Genomic DNA, 19,042 nt, shown 5'->3' with positions numbered 1-19,042 from the left:
TTTTGTGAGTATTTTAAATATATACTATTTGTATAACACTTTTTTAACTGCTTTTACTACATCACCTGCATTTGGCAACCAGTCTTTAAGCAATACTGGAGAATACGGCGCAGGAGTATCTGCAGTTGTAATACGTTGAATTGGCGCATCAAGGAAATCAAAAGCCTGCTCCTGAACGATATAAGAAATTTCAGAAGAAAGGCTGGCAACCGGCCAAGCTTCTTCAAGAATTACTAAACGGTTTGTTTTTTTAACCGATTTTAAGATCGCATCTTTATCCATTGGACGAACAGTTCTTAAATCGATAATTTCACATGAAATTCCTTCTTTAGCTAATTCATCAGCAGCGATAAAAGCTTCTTTGATGATTTTTCCAAAAGAAACGATAGTTACATCAGTTCCTTCACGTTTAACATCAGCAACACCTAGAGGAATTGTGTATTCTCCGTCTGGCACTTCACCTTTGTCTCCGTACATTTGCTCAGATTCCATGAAAATAACCGGATCATTATCACGAATTGCTGATTTTAAAAGTCCTTTTGCATCGTAAGGAGTTGAAGGAACAACAACTTTAAGACCTGGAGTATTAGCAAACCAGTTTTCTAAAGCTTGTGAGTGAGTAGCTCCTAATTGACCAGCAGAAGCCGTTGGTCCGCGGAAAACGATAGGCACATTAAACTGTCCTCCTGTCATTTGACGCATTTTAGCAGCGTTATTTATAATTTGATCAATACCAACTAAACAGAAGTTGAATGTCATATATTCTACAATTGGGCGGTTTCCATTCATTGCAGAACCTACTGCAATTCCTGAAAATCCAAGCTCAGCGATTGGAGTATCGATCACTCTCTTTTCACCAAACTCAGCAAGCATTCCTTTTGAAGCTTTGTAAGCTCCGTTGTATTCTGCAACCTCTTCTCCCATTAAATATATGGATTCATCGCGGCGCATTTCTTCGCTCATTGCTTCACAAATGGCCTCTCTAAATTGTATTGTTCTCATATTTTTTATTGTATGTTGAATTTTCTGAAGAGCAAAAATAAATATTTTAAATAACTTAAATGCATAAATTGAATTTAAAATCGCATGAAGTTCTTTCTCTCTTTAGGTTTTAACTTTTTAAGCAATATTGTGATATTTACGAAATCGATATAATAGACGTATAATTCACACTTAAAATGCCAAAATCATTTTTCAGACAAACTTTACTCAATTTGTGTAATTCTTATTTTCATCAAATTCATTCATCAAAACGGAAAAACTCAAAAATTAGTATTTTTTGGACAAAAAACATATTCACCTTCCTTTTACAAATATTGCAAAATTCCTAACAATCAGACAAAATGAGTATTTTTTTATTTTTAAATTCCGATTAAAATCATCTAAAACCATACAATCTGCGAAATCGTAATAGTTTTAAAAAATATTATGCATGCATAGTATAATTATTCCAAATTAAATTCTAAATTTGTAAAAGCATATTATAAATTCAAAATATATACTTATGAAAATACTAGTTTGCATCAGCCATGTGCCTGATACTACTTCAAAAATCAACTTCACCAACGGTGACTCAGAATTTGACACCAACGGCGTACAATATGTAATTAATCCTAACGACGAATTCGGCCTTACACGTGCTATCTGGTTCCAAGAACAGCAAGGTGCAAATGTAACAGTTGTAAACGTTGGAGGTCCTGATACTGAACCAACATTGCGTAAAGCATTGGCAATTGGAGCAAACGAAGCAATTCGTGTAAATGCAAACCCTACTGATGGTTTTTTTGTTGCAAAACAATTAGCAGAAGTTATTAAAAATGGCGGTTATGATTTAGTTATTGCTGGAAAAGAGTCTTTAGACTACAATGGCGGAATGGTTCCTGGAATGATTGCTGGTATTTTAGGTTCTAACTTCTTAAACTCATGCACAAACTTAACAGTTGACGGAAATAATGTAAAAGCAGTTCGTGAGATTGACGGCGGAAAAGAAACTGTAAGCACTACTCTGCCTTTAATTATTGGTGCTCAAAAAGGTCTTGTTGAAGAAAAAGATTTACGTATCCCAAACATGAGAGGAATCATGACAGCAAGAACTAAAGCTTTAACTATTCTTGAGCCAGTTGATGCTCCAGTAAATACAAAAGCAGTGAAATTTGAAAAACCAGCTCCAAAATCAGCAGTGAAATTAGTTTCTGCAGATAATCTAGATGAGTTAATCAACTTATTACACAACGAGGCTAAGGTGATTTAAGATTGTAGATTTTAGATTGCAAACTGCAATATTAAATCTAAAATCAACATTTGATTCACTTCAAAATCTAAAATCAATAATCTTTTTGGATTTCATTTTCAAGAATCTGAAATCTAAAATCTAAAATCTAAAATTGTTATGTCAATATTAATATATGCAGAATCTGCAGAAGGAAAATTTAAAAAAGTAGCTTTCGAATTAGCTTCTTATGCAAAAAAAGTAGCCGAAAGTTTAGGAACAACTGTTACAGCTTTGACAGTAAACATCAGCGACGTAAGCGAATTAGGCAAATACGGAGTTGATAAAGTACTAAAAGTAAACAACGATAAATTAGCTGGTTTTACTGCTAAGGCATATGCCGATGTAATTAAACAAGCTGCTGAAAAAGAAGGAACAAAAGTAGTTTTACTTTCTTCTACAACAGACAGTATTTACCTTTCATCATTAGTTGCAGTAGCTTTAAATGCAGGTTTTGCATCAAATGTTGTGGGATTACCAGTTAGTACTTCTCCATTTCAGGTAAAAAGAAATGCTTTCTCAAACAAAGCTTTCAACATTACACAAATCGATACAGATGTAAAAGTTCTTGGTCTTGCTAAAAACTCTTACGGAATTTTCGAAAGTGCCGGAGCTGCAGCTGCAGAAGATTTTAACCCGACACTTGGAGACAACGACTTTGGAATTAAAGTAGATTCTGTTGAAAAAGTTTCTGGAAAAGTTTCTATTGCCGATGCTGATATCGTAGTATCAGGAGGACGCGGATTGAAAGGTCCGGAAAACTGGGGATTAGTTGAAGATCTTGCTGCTGTTTTAGGCGCTGCAACTGCATGTTCTAAACCAGTTTCAGATTTAGGATGGAGACCTCACAGCGAGCACGTTGGACAAACAGGAAAACCAGTTGCAACTAACTTATATATTGCAATAGGCATCTCTGGAGCTATTCAGCACATTGCCGGTATCAACTCATCAAAAGTAAAAGTAGTGATCAATAACGATCCTGAAGCTCCTTTCTTTAAAGTTGCTGATTACGGAGTTGTTGGTGATGCTTTTGAAATTGTACCGCAATTAACAGAGAAATTAAAAGCTTTTAAAGCTCAGCATTCTTAATTAGAGAATTCTCATAAAAATATTTGCTGCCTAAAAACAAGATATTGTATCTTTGTTTATAGGCAGCTTTTTTGTTCCATATTTTTTGACTAAAATTGCAGCGTTATTTTCCTATCAAAAAAAGCAACAAAATGAGGCGCTAAGTGCCTTTTTTACAAACATATATGAGTCTAGTAAAATTATCTATAAAAGGAATTTCATACAGTCAAACTCAAAATGGCGCTTATGCCTTAATTTTGAATGAAGTTGATGGTGAAAGAAAATTACCTATTGTTATTGGCGCTTTCGAAGCCCAATCCATAGCTATTGCCTTAGAAAAAGAAATAAAACCACCACGTCCTTTAACACACGATTTGTTTAAAAACTTCGCAGAAAGATTTGATATCGTGGTAAAACAAGTAATCATTCATAAACTTGTTGACGGCGTTTTTTATTCAAGCCTAATCTGCGAAAGAGATAAAATTGAAGAAATTATTGATGCGAGAACATCTGATGCTATTGCATTAGCTCTGCGTTTCAATGCTCCAATTTTCACTTATAAAAACATCTTAGATAAAGCCGGAATTTATTTGAAATCAAATACTGCAGATTCTGATCAGGGATCTCAGGAAATTGACGATGTACTTTCTAACCCGGAAACTTTTGGACACGAGGAAGAAACAAACCAATCTGGAGATGTTTACGCAAAACATAGTTTACAAGAACTAAACGAGCTTTTAGATCAAGCCGTTTCTCAGGAAGATTATGAAAAAGCAGCAAAAATTAGAGACGAAATCTCTAGAAGATAATTTAAGGCTATAAGCCGTAAGCTGTAGGCTGTAAGCTTAAAGCATAATCATAAAAAAACAAACTTTAAGCATTAGGAAAAAAGCAGCCTAAAGCTTAAAGCCTAAAGCTTAAAGCAAAAATGAAACAATATTTAGATTTAGTAAAACACGTTTTAGAAAACGGCAATCAAAAAGGAGACCGTACCGGAACTGGAACTAAAAGTGTTTTTGGTTACCAGATGCGCTTTGATTTAAGTGAAGGTTTCCCAATGGTTACAACAAAAAAGCTTCATTTAAAATCGATTATTTATGAATTGCTTTGGTTTTTAAAAGGTGATACCAATATTAAATACCTTAAAGAAAACGGAGTAAAAATCTGGGATGAATGGGCAGATTCTAATGGCGATTTAGGTCCTGTTTACGGACACCAATGGCGTAATTGGAACAGTGAAGAAATAGATCAGATTTCTGAGCTGATTACCGAATTAAAAACAAACCCAAACAGCAGAAGAATGATCGTTTCTGCATGGAATCCTTCGGTTCTGCCAGATACTAAAAAATCTTTTGAAGAAAATGTAGCCAATAACAAAGCTGCTTTGCCTCCATGTCACGCTTTTTTCCAGTTTTATGTAGCAAGTCCAGACTTAGAAAAAGGAGAAACTAAGGGAAAATTATCCTGCCAGTTATACCAAAGAAGTGCTGATATATTTTTAGGAGTTCCTTTTAATATTGCTTCTTACGCATTATTAACTATGATGATTGCCCAAGTTTGCGACTTAGAACCTGGTGAATTTATTCACACTTTTGGTGACGCACACATTTACAATAATCATTTTGAGCAGTTAGAACTTCAATTATCGCGTGAGCCAAAACCATTACCAAAAATGATTTTAAATCCGGAGATCAAAAACATTTTTGATTTTGATTATGACGATTTCACTTTAGTAGATTATGACCCGCATCCTGCCATAAAAGGAAGTGTTGCTGTATAATTATAAAAAAATCCGCTTAAATATTTAAGCGGATTTTTTTATACAACTAAAACTCCATTTTCACTTCCGGCATAGTCATTCCATTTGTAAAAATCGGCTTCTGGGTCGTTAACATACGTTCCGTCGATTACGTACTTAAATTCGTAAATCGCATCTTTAACCAAATCATAAGTAGCTTTAAAAGTTCCGTTCTTCAACTTGCTTAAAGCACCTTCTGAAGCGTTCCAGTTATTAAAATCTCCAACGACTGCTGCCGAATCAGCATCTTTGGCATCTATTGAAAATGTAACTTTAACAACCGGCTTCGTTTTGATAAATTGTTTCTTCAAAGACATAACTATTTCGTTTTTAGATTTATAGATCCTAAATTAAGTAAATTCCGTCAAATAGTAATGAAGTTATACTCGATTTACGATAATACTAAAAACACTATATTTTTTTAGCTGTATCCATAATTTAAGGCACTTAAAATTTTGTATTTCAAATTGTTGTTTGATTTTCAGGCAAATATTCTATATCCAAAATATTGTCTTTCAAAAATAAATTTTAACTTTATGATCTCATTTTTATCTTATGGAAAAAGAAGTGCACGAACAATACGAGTATGCTAGAAGACGATTAAGACAAAAAAAGGTCTTATATTTTCATTTTGTTCTTTTCCTTTTAGGAAGTTTATTTTTATTTGTTGCTAATAGATTTTTTGGTTTTGGCGAAGGAACAAATCAAAACTGGTGTATCTGGATCATTACTGCCTGGCTCTTTATCTTTATTTTGCACTTTATAAAAGTCTATATAACAGACCGTTTTATGAATAAGAAATGGGAAAGAGAACAAATTGACAGACTTGTTGCTTTGCAGCAAAAAAGAATTAGTCAATTAGAATCAAAAATAAACGAAGACACTGAGAATAAAATTTAGTTACAGCATACCATGATTATAATGATAGCGGCTGTTGCCGAAAACAATACTCTTGGAAAAAACAATGAGTTAGTATGGCATCTGCCAAATGATTTTAAAAGATTTAAGTCACTTACGACTAATCACCATATTATAATGGGAAGAAAAACTTTTGAAAGTTTCCCAAAACCTTTACCAAACAGAACACACATTATTATAACACGCCAAACCGATTATAATCCGGAAGGCTGTATTGTGGTTGACAGTATGGAAAAAGCCATTGCTGCCTGTCCAGAAAATGAAGATTCGTATATTATTGGAGGCGGTGAAATTTACAATTTAGGCCTGCCTTATGCCGATATAATTGAAATCACCAAAGTACATCACACATTTGAGGGCGATGCTTTTTTTCCAAAAATCAGCAAAAGCGAATGGCAGTTAGTAGAATCTGAAGAAAATTTTAAAGATGAAAAACATCTTTATGATTATACTTATGAAACTTACATTAGAAAATAAATAAAAAAACATCCTCTTTTGAAGGATGTTTTTTAAAAAACGATTGATTTAGTATTGACTCGCTCAAGAAAATAGTTTTTGTAAAATCACAAATGTCAAAGTAACATTTGAAATAACTGAATAACATTTAATGTTAATTGAGATAAATCTCAAAAAAAGCCTTTAATAACAAATACCACTAAGATATTAAAGGCAAAGAAAATTAAAATTTCCAAAAACAAATTTAATCCTAAGAACGTACTTCGCACTTTTAAAAATAGTATTCCCCCAAGAACAACACTTTTAAAAACTACTTACCTGAACAAATGATTACCAGTGCAAAAAAGCAGCCATTTGATTAAGTCAATGAAAACGATCAATCATTTAAAACTTTTAATCATTTTTACTTCAGCAAAGTTGTGCATAATATCATCACAAGACAATACCCACTTTTGGTGATTTTTTAAAAATACCCACTTTTGGTGATGCCAGAAAAAAGACTTCAAAAGCTGATTTAAGCCTCTGTATCAAAACATTTAATTGACATTTTAAAAAACTCAATTACAGTTAAACTAGATTGTTTATATTTGCGTAAATTATAATAATGTCTGAAAAAATAACTCCATATAAAGACTCTTCTTTAGGTAAAAAAGAGCAGGTCGCTCAAATGTTTGATAACATTTCTGGGAACTACGATAATTTGAATCGTGTAATTTCATTTGGTATTGATACTAAATGGAGAAAAAAAGTATTGAAATTAGTTTCTGATTCTAAACCAAAAGTAATTCTGGATATTGCTACAGGAACCGGGGACTTAGCTATTTTAATGGCGCAGACGAAAGCAGAAAAAATTATAGGTCTTGACATTTCTGCCGGAATGCTTGAAGTGGGAAAAAAGAAAGTTGAGGAAAAAAAACTCTCTAATGTAATTGATCTGGTTTTAGGAGATTCTGAAAATATTCCTTTTGAAGACAATTACTTTGATGCCATTACGGTAGGTTTTGGTGTGCGTAATTTTGAAAATTTAGAAAAAGGTTTTGCTGAAATTTTACGAGTTTTAAAACCAAACGGAATTTTTGTAATTCTGGAAACTTCTGTTCCGGATAAAACACCATATAAACAAGGATATAAATTTTACAGCAAAAATATATTACCGCTTATTGGAAAATTGTTTTCGAAAGACAATTCAGCTTACGGATATTTATCTGAATCTGCTGCTGCTTTTCCTTATGGTGAAGCCTTAAACAATATTTTAAGAAAAACTGGGTTTATAGATGTTGTAGCAATGCCGCAAACTTTTGGTGTAGCAACCATTTATTCAGCATCTAAAAAATAGTATGAGAAAAATTGTAATCGTCATTTTATTGGTCTTAACGACAAAAGGATATTCTCAATTTGCTAAAAGCATGTTTAGCAAAGATCCTATTATTAACCTGGAAAACTGGCAGAAACAACGCCTTTATTTTGGCTACTATTTAGGTTTTAACAGTTTCGACTTTAAATTCGATTACAAAACTCCGGTTCAGCAGGATATTCAGGTAAAAAAAACAACTGGATTTAATGTTGGTGTTGTAGCCGATTTAAGACTGCAGGAATATATAAACCTGCGTTTTGAACCAGGTTTGTACTACACAAAACGTGATTTGTATTATCCTAATTTTGCTCAAGAAAAAGATTATTTACGCGAAGTAAACAGTACTTATATACACTTTCCGTTACTGCTTAAATTTTCAGCTCTTAGAACTGGAAATATTCGCCCGTATTTGGTTGGAGGATTGTCTACTACTTTAAATTTATCAAGTAATTCAAAATCTACAGACGATAACTTCGAGAATAAATTTAGAGTAAAACAATGGACTTCTGCTTATGAACTAGGTTTTGGAGTCGACTTCTTTACCGAATATTTCATCTTCTCTCCTTCTATAAGAGGAATGTTTGGTATAACCGATGAATTAATTCGTGATAAACCTATAAATGGTCCAAGTCCGTGGACAGATAACATTGATTCAATGAAATCAAGAGCAATTTTAATAAATTTCACATTTCATTAAAACAAAATATTAACTATTTCGTTTAAATTCACTAAGAATAATTGCTGTTGCAGTAGCTACATTTAAACTTTCGGTTTTTTGCAGCTCTCCAAATCTTGGAATTGTAAGCCGGGTGGTTACTATTTTTTCAATTTCTGCCGAGATACCATTGGCTTCATTACCCATAATAATGATTCCATTTTGAGGTAAATTAGATTGATAAATTGTATCTCCATCCATAAATGTTCCAAAAACAGGAAGTTTTGTCTGACTTAAAAAAGCTTTAAGATCAACATAATTTACGTTTACTCTGGCAATAGATCCCATTGTGGCCTGAACCACTTTTGGATTATAAATATCGACTGTTTCTTTAGAACAAACAATTTGCTTAATCCCGAACCAGTCGCAGAGACGCATTATTGTGCCCAGATTTCCCGGATCACGAATGTCGTCTAAAGCCAGAATTAAACCAGAATTTATAATTTGATTTTCGACAGGCATTTTAAAAACTGCCAGACAAGAATTTGGAGTTGTTAAAGCACTTATTTTTTTTAGTTCTTGTTCATTAATAAGAGTTCGTTTTGAAGATTGAACTTCTTCAAAATCATTTAACGTAGTGTATAAATGTTCTAATTCAAAATTGGATTGCAGCAATTCCTGAATTACTTTTACTCCTTCGGCAAAAAATAATTGATTTGCAAAACGCTGCTTTTTTTGATGTAAACTTGATATAAGTTTTATTTGGTTTTTACTAACCATAAAATAATGTACTTTTGAATTAAATATTAAAAAACACTTGAAAAATAATTCCACAAAAATAACAGCATTTATTCTAATAGCAATACTTATTTGCGCCTGTAATGCTGTAAAAAGAGTTCCTGATGGAAAAAATCTTCTTGTAAAAAACAATATTATTGTAAACGGAAAGTCTACAAATGATGAAAATGCAACAAATCAAATGTACCAAAAACCAAATGGTACACTGCTGGGTTACAAACTTAGATTAAACTTATACAATTTAGCCAATTTAAATCCGGACTCAACTTACCAGGCTAAGTTTAAAAATAATCCCGGATTATACGAACGTCAGGCTAAATTTTTATCTGCAAAACAAGTAGACAGACTTGGGCAGTCGTTTTTATATAAAGGAATTCATGAATTCTTAAAAAATACTGGAGAACCGCCGGTAATTATTGATACAGCAAAAACCAGAAAATCATTACTTCGATTAAAATTCTATTATTTCAATAATGGATATTTTAATGTATCTACTGATTACACAATAGACAGCATTGCCAAAAAGAAAGCTCAGGTAAACTACAACATTACAACCGGCCCGGCTTATACGCTTGATACTATTAAAACCAAAATATTAACACCTGCTCTGGACTCATTATACAAAACGAGCACAGAACCTTCGTTTTTAAAATCAGGTGATCAATATAAAACTTCTAATTTTGAAGAAGAAAAAAACAGGATTACAACCTATTACAGAAATCACGGAGCTTACTTTTTTCAGCCTACTTATGTAACTTTTGACATTGATACAATTGGCAAAAAAAACAAAGCCGATGTAACTTTAATCATCAATAACAATAACATCCAGGAAAGAGATTCCAGCAGAACTGAACCTTTTAAATTATACAAAATCAGCGATGTAAATATCTATACTGATTATTCTCCTGCTAATTCAAAAAGCAAGATCAATGACAGTACGACTTATAATAACTTTAATTTGTACAGTTATAAAAAGCTGAAATACAAACCCCGCGCCATTACAGATGCTATTTTTATCACGAAAGGAAGTACGTTTTCTGATACCAGAACCACGCTTTCTTCCAGATATTTGAATAACCTTAAAATATTCAATTATCCATCGATACAATACGAGGTAGATAAACGAGATTCTACAGCGCAGTCTTTGATTGCAAAGGTATATTTAACGCCAAGAAAAAAATACAGTTTTGGTGCTACATTAGATGTTACGCACTCTAACATTCAGGATTTTGGTATTGGAGCCAGTATTTCAGAAACAATTCGAAATGTCTTTAACAGGGCAGAAACATTAGAAATTTCGGCACGTGCCAATATTGGTTCATCTAAAGACATGGCAAACCCAAATGATAATTTTTTCAACGTTTCGGAATATGGATTGGATTTAAAACTGAATTTCCCAAGAATCCTGATGCCTTTTGGAACAGAAAAAATTATTCCGAAGAGAATGATTCCTTCTACTTCCATCGCAGCTGGTTTTTCCAAGCAGCAGAATATTGGTTTAGATAAGGAAAATTTTACCGGAGGTATCTCTTATAATTGGACTCCAAAAAGACGTAATACCGTAAAATTTGATTTATTAAACGCGCAATATGTTCGAAATCTAAATCCGAATAACTATTTCAATGTTTATAAATCTTCTTACAATGAGTTAAACGGTATTGCGCAAAACTATAATACTACAACAACAAATCTTGATGATAACGGAAACTTGATAATTCCGGAAGGAACCACAAATTTCACGAATCAAGTACTAACCAATCAAACAGCTTTAACACCTGATAATCCGCAATATAAAGATGTAGAAAGTATTGAAGAAAGAAGAATTCGATTGACTGAAAATGACTTCATTTTATCTACAAGCTATACTTTTACCAAAACCACTAAAACTGATTTAGCAGACAATACTTTTTATCAGTTTAAAACCAAAATAGAATCTGCGGGAACCTTATTGTCTGCAGTATCAAGTATTGGAAATTTAACCAAAAATGCAAACGGTAATTATGAGATTTTCAACTTAGAATATGCTGAATACATTAAAGGAGAGTTCGATTACATTAAACACTGGGATTTTGGAAAAGAGAAAGTATTAGCAGTAAGAAGCTTTTTTGGAATCGCAATTCCGTTTGGAAACTCAAATTACATTCCGTTTTCACGAAGTTATTATTCTGGAGGTTCTAACGACAACAGAGCATGGCAGCCTTACTCACTTGGTCCCGGAAGCACAAATGCTTTAAACGATTTTAACGAGGCAAATATGAAGATTGCCCTTAGTGCAGAATATCGCTTTAAAATCTTCGGAGATGTTAAAGGAGCACTCTTTGCAGACGCCGGAAATATCTGGAATGTGCTCGATAATGTGATTGATGACAAGGCAAGATTTAACAACTTAAACGATTTAGATGAAATTGCTTTGGGCTCAGGATTTGGTTTACGATACGATTTAAGCTTTTTTGTTATTCGTTTAGATTTAGGCTTTAAGACCTATAATCCGGCGCATGACAAGGGAGACAGATGGTTTAAAGAATACAATTTTGGTCACTCGGTTTTAAATTTTGGAATAAATTATCCGTTCTAATGCTAATTAATTCTTATTTTTGCAACCTAAAAACTAAAAACAACTATAAAAAAAATTACAATGGCACACAACATTAAACCAGGAGTAGCTACAGGAGATCAAGTTCAAGAGATCTTTAATTATGCGAAAGAGAAGGGTTTTGCTCTTCCAGCAGTAAACGTTACTGGATCTAGCACAATTAACGGAGTTCTTGAAACTGCAGCAAAACTAAACGCGCCAGTTATTATTCAATTTTCTAACGGAGGAGCACAATTCAACGCTGGAAAAGGATTATCTAATGCAGGTGAAAAAGCAGCAATCGCAGGAGGAATCGCGGGAGCAAAACATATTCACACATTAGCAGAGGCTTACGGTGCAACTGTAATTCTACACACTGACCACTGCGCAAAAAAATTATTGCCTTGGATTGATGGTTTATTAGATGCTTCTGAAAAACATTTTGCAGAAACAGGAAAACCATTATTTAGTTCTCACATGATCGATTTGTCTGAGGAGCCAATCGAAGAGAACATCGAAATCTGCAAAGAATATTTAGCTAGAATGAGCAAAATGGGAATGACATTAGAAATCGAACTTGGTATTACAGGTGGTGAAGAAGATGGCGTTGACAACTCAGACGTAGACAGCTCAAAATTATATACTCAGCCAGAAGAAGTAGCTTATGCTTACGAAGAATTATCTAAAGTAAGTCCTAAATTTACAATTGCTGCTGCTTTTGGAAACGTTCACGGTGTTTACAAACCAGGAAACGTAAAATTAACTCCAAAAATCTTAAAAAATTCTCAGGATTTCGTACAAAACAAATTCAACACTGGCCACAACCCAGTTGATTTCGTTTTCCACGGAGGTTCAGGTTCTACACTTGAAGAAATTAGAGAAGGAATCAGCTACGGAGTTATCAAAATGAACATCGATACTGATTTACAGTTTGCATACACTGAAGGAATCCGTGATTATATGGTTAAAAATCTTGACTATTTAAAATCTCAAATTGGAAACCCAGAAGGTCCGGATGCTCCAAACAAAAAATATTACGATCCAAGAAGATGGGTTCGTGAAAGCGAAGTAACATTCAACGCAAGACTTGAACAAGCTTTTGCTGATTTAAATAACGTAAACACACTTTAAATTTTAGATTTTTGAATTTAGATTTCAGATTTCTAAAGAAGCCTGAAATTTAAATTTTGAATTCAGATTGAAAAATCTAAAATTTAAAATCTACATTCTAAAATTAAAAAAATGGCTTGGTTTAAAAGACAAGAAAAAGGGATTACGACCGCGACAGAAGATAAGATGGACGTTCCGAAAGGATTGTGGTACAAATCTCCTACTGGAAAAATTATTGACGCAGACGAATTAGCGAGAAACTTATTCGTAAGCCCTGAAGATGATTTTCACGTTCGAATTGGAAGCGCAACCTATTTTGAAATTTTATTCGACAACAACGAATTTGTTGAGTTAGATAAAAACATGACATCAAAAGATCCTCTGCATTTTGTGGATACAAAGAAATATGCAGAAAGATTAAAAGATGTAATGGAAAAAACTCATCTTAAAGACGCTGTACGTACGGGAGTAGGAAAATCTAAAGGAAGAGAACTTGTAATTTGCTGTATGGATTTTGCTTTTATTGGTGGATCTATGGGAGCAGTTGTAGGTGAAAAAATTGCAAGAGGTATTGATCACGCGATCAAAAACAAACTTCCTTTTGTTATGATTTCAAAATCTGGCGGGGCTCGTATGATGGAAGCTGCTTATTCATTAATGCAATTAGCAAAAACATCTGTAAAACTGGCTCAATTAGCAGAAGCTAAATTACCTTATATTTCTCTTTGTACAGACCCTACAACGGGTGGAACAACTGCATCTTACGCAATGTTAGGAGACATCAACATCTCTGAGCCGGGCGCTTTGATTGGTTTCGCTGGTCCGCGTGTTGTTCGCGATACTACAGGAAAAGATTTACCAGAAGGTTTCCAAACTGCTGAGTTTCTTTTAGAACACGGTTTCTTAGACTTTATCACGCCAAGAAAAGAATTGAAAGATAAGATCAACTTATATATCGATTTGATTCAAAATAATGATATTAGATAGTTTTAAACTTTCTAAATTAAATACAAAATCCCATTCGCTTCGGCTGATGGGATTTTTTTATTTTTAAACCATAAGTCTTATAAGTACATTTTAATTCTCTTGCAAGGTTTTAAAACCTTGTAGACCTCAAATTTAAAACTACACATATTATCGATTAAAACCTTAAATAACATCTGTATGGTTTTGAAAACTTCAAAATTTTCATATAAAAAAGAAGGAAAAATCTTATATAAAAATATATTTGTTTATCTTTGCTCCTTAACTATGTTAGTTTAATATTTAACTATAAATAATTAAATTAATTACTGAACATTTATATAAAATGAAAACTGAATATTTTAATGCAGTTAATGAATTAAAAAACTGGATTCTCAACAATAAGGTAATAATTGAAGATACATCTTACAGAAATGAGAAAGCTGATATCAAAACTTTCAAAATTCAAAATATTTCAACCGAAGAACTACAAGATATAAAAAGTTTAACAAATAACAATTTAGAAGATTCATATTATTACTTCTTACAAGAAATAGGAACCGGCCAGTTCTTTATTGGTGAATATTTTGCTAAATTCGAACTTTATAATCTGGAACAATTGAAAAATTACAATGCGCTAGTACAACAAGAAATCGAAGGAGAAGATGAGGCGTCAGAAGACAATTATTTCATGATTGGCAGTCATTTATCGATGGGTGATTGGATTGGTTTTTGCACAACAAAACAAGACACTAATAATTTTGATGTCTATTGTCATGAATACCCTATCTACGAATATGCAGAAACTTCTAATGAACTCAAATCTTGGAGGAGCTTTGAAGATTGGATTATAAAGGTTGTAAAGACAAAAGGAGAAGAATCTTTATAAATATGCTTGCCTCATATCTCTGAACTTCAAATCTACATAAAAAATTGAAAAGTCTGTTCAAATAAAGACAAAGCAGGGAAAAACTTTATGGCACTTTAAAATATTTTTCATTTACAAAAAACTCAGAACCTTATTATCCAAGCCCCTTTTAATCTTCCAAAAAAACTACATCCCTGTTCTAATTGCTTCTACAGGATCAAGATTTGCTGCAGAAATAGCCGGCAGAATACCCGAAATCAATCCAATAAGCGCCGCTAAAGTTGTTCCCAAAATTATATTTCCAAAGCTCAATACAAATTCAAAATCCAGTGCTTTGGTTAAAATAACTGCAATTCCCCAAACCATCAATAAACCAATAATTCCGCCAATTACAGAGAGAATTATAGCTTCAAATAAAAACTGAAATAATATAAATCTGTTTTTGGCTCCCAATGATTTTTGAATACCAATTAAATTGGTTCTTTCTTTAACCGATACAAACATAATATTGGCAATTCCGAAACCGCCGACCAAAAGAGAAAATCCGCTGATAATCCACCCTACTACATTCATCTGGCCTAAAATTCCGTCGATAAAATCAGTAAAACCAGAAAGCACATTTATGAAAAAGTTATCCATTTCTCCTGCTTTCATTCCGCGAATTGCTCTTAATTTTTGGGAAACTTCAGCTTTATAAGCTTCCATATCAACACCTTTAGTAGGTTTTAAAATAATCATTGGAGTCATTGCATCGCTGTCGCCATACATTCGGCGTAAAAAATTAGCCGGCAGATAAACTGATGTATCATTACTGTCTCCAAAAAAACCCGCACCTTGTTTGGCAATTACACCAATTACAGTAAAACGCTGGCCGTACAATCGGATATTTTTACCAATTGGATCAATATCCCCAAAAAGTCCCTGAGCAATTTCGTATCCCAAAACAATTACAGCAGTTCCTGAGTTCGATTCAGATTCATTATAAAATCGTCCTTTTTCAAAACTTAAACCATCAATATCCCCCATTTCAAATGAAGATGGATTAATCCTTACATCGGCTACAGTTTTAGAATCATATTTTAAAGTTTCTTTATTAACCCAAAGCTGATACCCAACCTGATCTGTATTATTAAGAGAATTTTTTAAGTTAACATATTCATCATATTTCACATTTGGAAACTGTTCTCTCTTCCATTGTGGAATTTCTGAAGGCCCAAAACTGAATTTCATTAAATAAATCGTATTTTTATCTAAACTGCTCAAATCTTTAGAGATTTTTTTGTCTAAAGAATCAACTGCAGCCAAGACGGCAATTATTGAAAAAATACCAATTGTAACACCCAATAACGACAACAAAGTACGAAGTTTATTATTTCGTAAAGCGTTTACGGCAAAGCTTAGACTTTCTTTTAATAATCTTAGATAAAGAAGCATATAGTAGTATTTTTCAATAAAGTAAAATTCAATAATTTAAAAACAAAAACCTAATAAAAGTTAACTTACTCATCAGTAGATTTTTTTACGAGATTGTTACACTAAATCTTTTAAAATAATATATAAAAAAACTACTTTTGCAGTCTGAAAATCATAACTACACAATGAGCACAACTAAAAAAATACAATCAGCGTTAATATCTGTTTTTTCGAAAGATGGATTAGAGCCAATCGTTAGAAAATTACACGAACAAAACGTAACACTTTATTCAACTGGAGGAACTCAGGATTTTATTAAAAACCTTGGAATTCCGGTAGTTCCTGTTGAAGATATTACTTCATTTCCTGAAATTCTTGGCGGACGAGTAAAAACTTTACACCCGAAAATTTTTGGCGGAATTTTAAATCGTCAGGACAATGAAAGTGATGTGCAGCAAATGAAAGAATTTGACATTCCTCAAATTGATTTAGTAATTGTTGATTTGTATCCTTTTGAAAAAACAGTTGCTTCTGGTGCAAGCGAACAAGATATTATTGAAAAAATTGATATTGGCGGAATTTCATTAATTCGTGCTGGTGCAAAAAATTTCAAAGACACTGTAATAGTAGCTTCAGTTAACGAATACAGCTTACTTTTAGACATCATTACAGAACAAAACGGAAGCACAACTCTTGAAAACAGAAGATTATTTGCTTCAAAAGCTTTCCATGTTTCATCTCACTATGATGGAGCAATTTTTAACTACTTCAATACAGACGAAACAATCTACAAAGAAAGTATTGCAGATGGTCAAGTTTTAAGATATGGCGAGAACCCGCACCAAAAAGGATTTTTCTTTGGAGATTTTGACGCTATGTTCAAAAAAGTTCACGGAAAAGAGTTATCTTACAACAACTTATTAGATGTTGATGCTGCAGTTAATTTAATTGCTGAGTTTAAAACTGACGGACCAACATTTGCTATCTTAAAACATAACAATGCTTGTGGTTTAGCTTCAAGAAAAACAATCAGCGAAGCATATTTAGCGGCTTTGGCATGTGATCCAACATCTGCTTTTGGAGGTGTATTAATTGCAAACACTAAAATTGATGTAGAAACAGCTCAGGAAGTCAACAAGTTATTCTGCGAAGTAGTAATCGCTCCAGCTTATGACGATGAAGCAATTACAATTTTACAAGAGAAGAAAAACAGAATTATTTTAGTTCAAAATGAAGTTGAATTACCATCTCGCCAAGTAAGAACTTGTCTTAATGGTTTGTTAATTCAGGACAGAAATAATATTACGGATAATAAAGAGCACTTAAAAACCGTTACAGTTACAGAACCTACTGCTCAGGAGATCGAAGATTTAATCTTTGCTTCGAAAATTTGCAAAAACACAAAATCAAATACCATAGTATTTGCAAAAAATGGGACATTAATTTCATCAGGTACAGGTCAGACTTCAAGAGTTGACGCCTTAATTCAGGCTGTTGACAAAGCAAAAGCTTTTGGATTTGATTTAAATGGTGCTTCAATGGCAAGTGATGCCTTTTTCCCATTTCCTGACTGTGTTGAATTAGCTAAAAAAGCAGGAATAACTGCTGTAATTCAGCCTGGAGGTTCGATAAAAGATGAATTAAGCATAAATTATTGCAATGAAAATAATCTTGCAATGGTATTTACAGGAACACGTCATTTTAAACATTAATTTGTTTAACTTTGTTCGATAAATTATTTTATAACATTTTAAACCCCTAAAAAACTTATGGGATTTTTTGATTTCATGACCGAGGATATTGCGATAGACCTTGGAACCGCAAACACTTTAATCATTCATAATGATAAAGTTGTTATTGATAGTCCATCTATCGTAGCACGTGATAGAGTATCAGGCAAAATCATTGCTGTTGGTAAGGAAGCCAACATGATGCAAGGTAAAACGCATGAAAACATCAAGACCATAAGGCCTTTGAAAGATGGTGTAATTGCAGATTTTGATGCTTCGGAAAAAATGATCAATATGTTCATTAAAAGTATTCCGGCATTGAAAAAAAGAATGTTTACTCCTGCACTGCGCATGGTAGTTTGTATTCCTTCTGGTATTACTGAGGTGGAGATGAGGGCGGTTAAAGAATCTTGTGAAAGAGTAAACGGAAAAGAAGTTTATTTGATTCACGAGCCAATGGCAGCAGCAATTGGTATTGGTATCGACATTATGCAGCCAAAAGGAAACATGATTGTTGATATTGGAGGTGGTACAACAGAAATTGCTGTTATCGCTTTAGGCGGAATTGTATGTGACAAATCTGTAAAAATTGCGGGTGACGTTTTCACAAATGATATCGTTTATTACATGCGTACACAACACAACCTTTTTGTGGGAGAAAGTACTGCTGAAAAAATTAAAATTCAAATTGGAGCGGCTATCGAAGATTTAGACGGACCGCCGGAAGATATGTCAGTTCAAGGTAGAGATTTGCTTACAGGTAAACCAAAACAAGTAGATGTTTCTTACCGTGAGATTGCAAAAGCTTTAGACAAATCTATCCAGCGTATCGAAGATGCTGTAATGGAAACATTATCGCAGACTCCGCCTGAATTAGCTGCAGATATTTACAACACTGGTATTTATTTAGCTGGTGGTGGATCTATGTTAAGAGGTCTTGACAAACGTATTTCACAAAAAACAGATTTACCTGTTTACATTGCTGAAGATCCTTTAAGAGCAGTTGTACGTGGTACAGGAATGGCTCTTAAAAACATTGCAAAATTTAAAAGTATCTTAATCAAATAAGA

General features: G+C 33.1%; 18 protein-coding genes. 14 read left to right on the top strand and 4 right to left on the bottom strand.

Annotated elements, in window-relative coordinates:
• Positions 1–24: 24 nt before the first annotated feature.
• Positions 25–1,002 (bottom strand): pyruvate dehydrogenase complex E1 component subunit beta, encoded by a 978-nt coding sequence (locus ACTJIW_RS05405; protein WP_008466560.1) that lies wholly within the window; start codon positions 1,000–1,002, stop codon positions 25–27.
• Positions 1,003–1,504: 502 nt separating this feature from the next.
• Between ACTJIW_RS05405 and ACTJIW_RS05400 the strand changes: the two genes are divergently transcribed.
• The 4 genes from ACTJIW_RS05400 (at position 1,505) to ACTJIW_RS05385 (ending at position 5,117) form a co-directional block, all read left to right on the top strand.
• Positions 1,505–2,251, top strand: coding sequence for an electron transfer flavoprotein subunit beta/FixA family protein (locus ACTJIW_RS05400; RefSeq protein ID WP_012023553.1), 747 nt, complete (start codon positions 1,505–1,507; stop codon positions 2,249–2,251).
• A 138-nt stretch (positions 2,252–2,389) separates the two neighbouring features.
• A complete protein-coding gene (locus tag ACTJIW_RS05395) occupies positions 2,390–3,358 on the top strand; it encodes an electron transfer flavoprotein subunit alpha/FixB family protein (protein WP_012023552.1) in 969 nt (322 codons plus the stop codon).
• Between the two features lie 164 nt (positions 3,359–3,522).
• Positions 3,523–4,146 (top strand): bifunctional nuclease family protein, encoded by a 624-nt coding sequence (locus ACTJIW_RS05390; protein ID WP_012023551.1) that lies wholly within the window; start codon positions 3,523–3,525, stop codon positions 4,144–4,146.
• Positions 4,147–4,265: 119 nt separating this feature from the next.
• On the top strand, positions 4,266–5,117 hold the full coding sequence (locus ACTJIW_RS05385) for a thymidylate synthase (protein WP_073408013.1): 852 nt from the start codon (positions 4,266–4,268) through the stop codon (positions 5,115–5,117).
• A 38-nt stretch (positions 5,118–5,155) separates the two neighbouring features.
• Here ACTJIW_RS05385 and ACTJIW_RS05380 read toward each other — a convergent pair whose 3' ends face one another.
• Entirely contained in the window at positions 5,156–5,452 is a 297-nt protein-coding gene (locus ACTJIW_RS05380) for an isoamylase early set domain-containing protein (RefSeq protein ID WP_012023549.1), read from the bottom strand.
• Positions 5,453–5,690: 238 nt separating this feature from the next.
• Between ACTJIW_RS05380 and ACTJIW_RS05375 the strand changes: the two genes are divergently transcribed.
• From ACTJIW_RS05375 to ACTJIW_RS05360, 4 genes are all read left to right on the top strand, one after another.
• On the top strand, positions 5,691–6,035 hold the full coding sequence (locus ACTJIW_RS05375; RefSeq protein ID WP_012023548.1) for a 2TM domain-containing protein: 345 nt from the start codon (positions 5,691–5,693) through the stop codon (positions 6,033–6,035).
• A 12-nt stretch (positions 6,036–6,047) separates the two neighbouring features.
• A complete protein-coding gene (locus ACTJIW_RS05370; protein WP_012023547.1) occupies positions 6,048–6,530 on the top strand; it encodes a dihydrofolate reductase in 483 nt (160 codons plus the stop codon).
• A 583-nt stretch (positions 6,531–7,113) separates the two neighbouring features.
• On the top strand, positions 7,114–7,845 hold the full coding sequence (gene ubiE / locus ACTJIW_RS05365) for a bifunctional demethylmenaquinone methyltransferase/2-methoxy-6-polyprenyl-1,4-benzoquinol methylase UbiE (RefSeq protein WP_012023546.1): 732 nt from the start codon (positions 7,114–7,116) through the stop codon (positions 7,843–7,845).
• Between the two features lies 1 nt (position 7,846).
• Positions 7,847–8,560 carry a porin family protein gene (locus tag ACTJIW_RS05360; RefSeq protein ID WP_012023545.1) on the top strand — a complete coding sequence of 238 codons (714 nt, stop codon included), beginning with the start codon at positions 7,847–7,849 and terminating at the stop codon, positions 8,558–8,560.
• A 9-nt stretch (positions 8,561–8,569) separates the two neighbouring features.
• Here ACTJIW_RS05360 and ACTJIW_RS05355 read toward each other — a convergent pair whose 3' ends face one another.
• Positions 8,570–9,298: a TrmH family RNA methyltransferase gene (locus ACTJIW_RS05355; RefSeq protein WP_012023544.1), complete on the bottom strand. Its 729-nt coding sequence runs from the start codon at positions 9,296–9,298 to the stop codon at positions 8,570–8,572.
• Positions 9,299–9,335: 37 nt separating this feature from the next.
• On the opposite strand from ACTJIW_RS05355, the gene tamL reads away from it, so the two are divergent.
• The 4 genes from tamL to ACTJIW_RS05335 all read left to right on the top strand — a co-directional run bounded on the left by tamL (position 9,336) and on the right by ACTJIW_RS05335 (position 14,850).
• Positions 9,336–11,891, top strand: a complete 2,556-nt coding sequence (tamL, locus tag ACTJIW_RS05350) for a translocation and assembly module lipoprotein TamL (RefSeq protein ID WP_121362469.1) — start codon at positions 9,336–9,338, stop codon at positions 11,889–11,891.
• A gap of 60 nt (positions 11,892–11,951) precedes the next feature.
• The gene (gene fbaA, locus ACTJIW_RS05345) at positions 11,952–13,019 is read left to right on the top strand and encodes a class II fructose-bisphosphate aldolase (protein ID WP_012023542.1); all 1,068 of its coding nucleotides are present in this window, start codon (positions 11,952–11,954) and stop codon (positions 13,017–13,019) included.
• A 111-nt stretch (positions 13,020–13,130) separates the two neighbouring features.
• Entirely contained in the window at positions 13,131–13,985 is an 855-nt protein-coding gene (accD, locus tag ACTJIW_RS05340) for an acetyl-CoA carboxylase, carboxyltransferase subunit beta (protein ID WP_026728501.1), read from the top strand.
• 322 nt (positions 13,986–14,307) lie between these two features.
• On the top strand, positions 14,308–14,850 hold the full coding sequence (locus tag ACTJIW_RS05335) for an SMI1/KNR4 family protein (protein WP_121362470.1): 543 nt from the start codon (positions 14,308–14,310) through the stop codon (positions 14,848–14,850).
• A gap of 165 nt (positions 14,851–15,015) precedes the next feature.
• Here ACTJIW_RS05335 and ACTJIW_RS05330 read toward each other — a convergent pair whose 3' ends face one another.
• On the bottom strand, positions 15,016–16,263 hold the full coding sequence (locus ACTJIW_RS05330; protein ID WP_121362471.1) for an ABC transporter permease: 1,248 nt from the start codon (positions 16,261–16,263) through the stop codon (positions 15,016–15,018).
• Between the two features lie 164 nt (positions 16,264–16,427).
• On the opposite strand from ACTJIW_RS05330, the gene purH reads away from it, so the two are divergent.
• Positions 16,428–17,954: a bifunctional phosphoribosylaminoimidazolecarboxamide formyltransferase/IMP cyclohydrolase gene (gene purH / locus ACTJIW_RS05325; protein ID WP_121362472.1), complete on the top strand. Its 1,527-nt coding sequence runs from the start codon at positions 16,428–16,430 to the stop codon at positions 17,952–17,954.
• A 57-nt stretch (positions 17,955–18,011) separates the two neighbouring features.
• Positions 18,012–19,040, top strand: a complete 1,029-nt coding sequence (locus ACTJIW_RS05320) for a rod shape-determining protein (protein WP_008466528.1) — start codon at positions 18,012–18,014, stop codon at positions 19,038–19,040.
• Positions 19,041–19,042: the final 2 nt, after the last annotated feature.

Source organism: Flavobacterium sp. 22659, from assembly GCF_052044235.1.
Taxonomy (GTDB): Bacteria; Bacteroidota; Bacteroidia; order Flavobacteriales; family Flavobacteriaceae; genus Flavobacterium; species Flavobacterium johnsoniae.
Note: the sequence above shows the minus strand (reverse complement) of the source record. Positions and strands in the feature narration are given on the sequence as shown.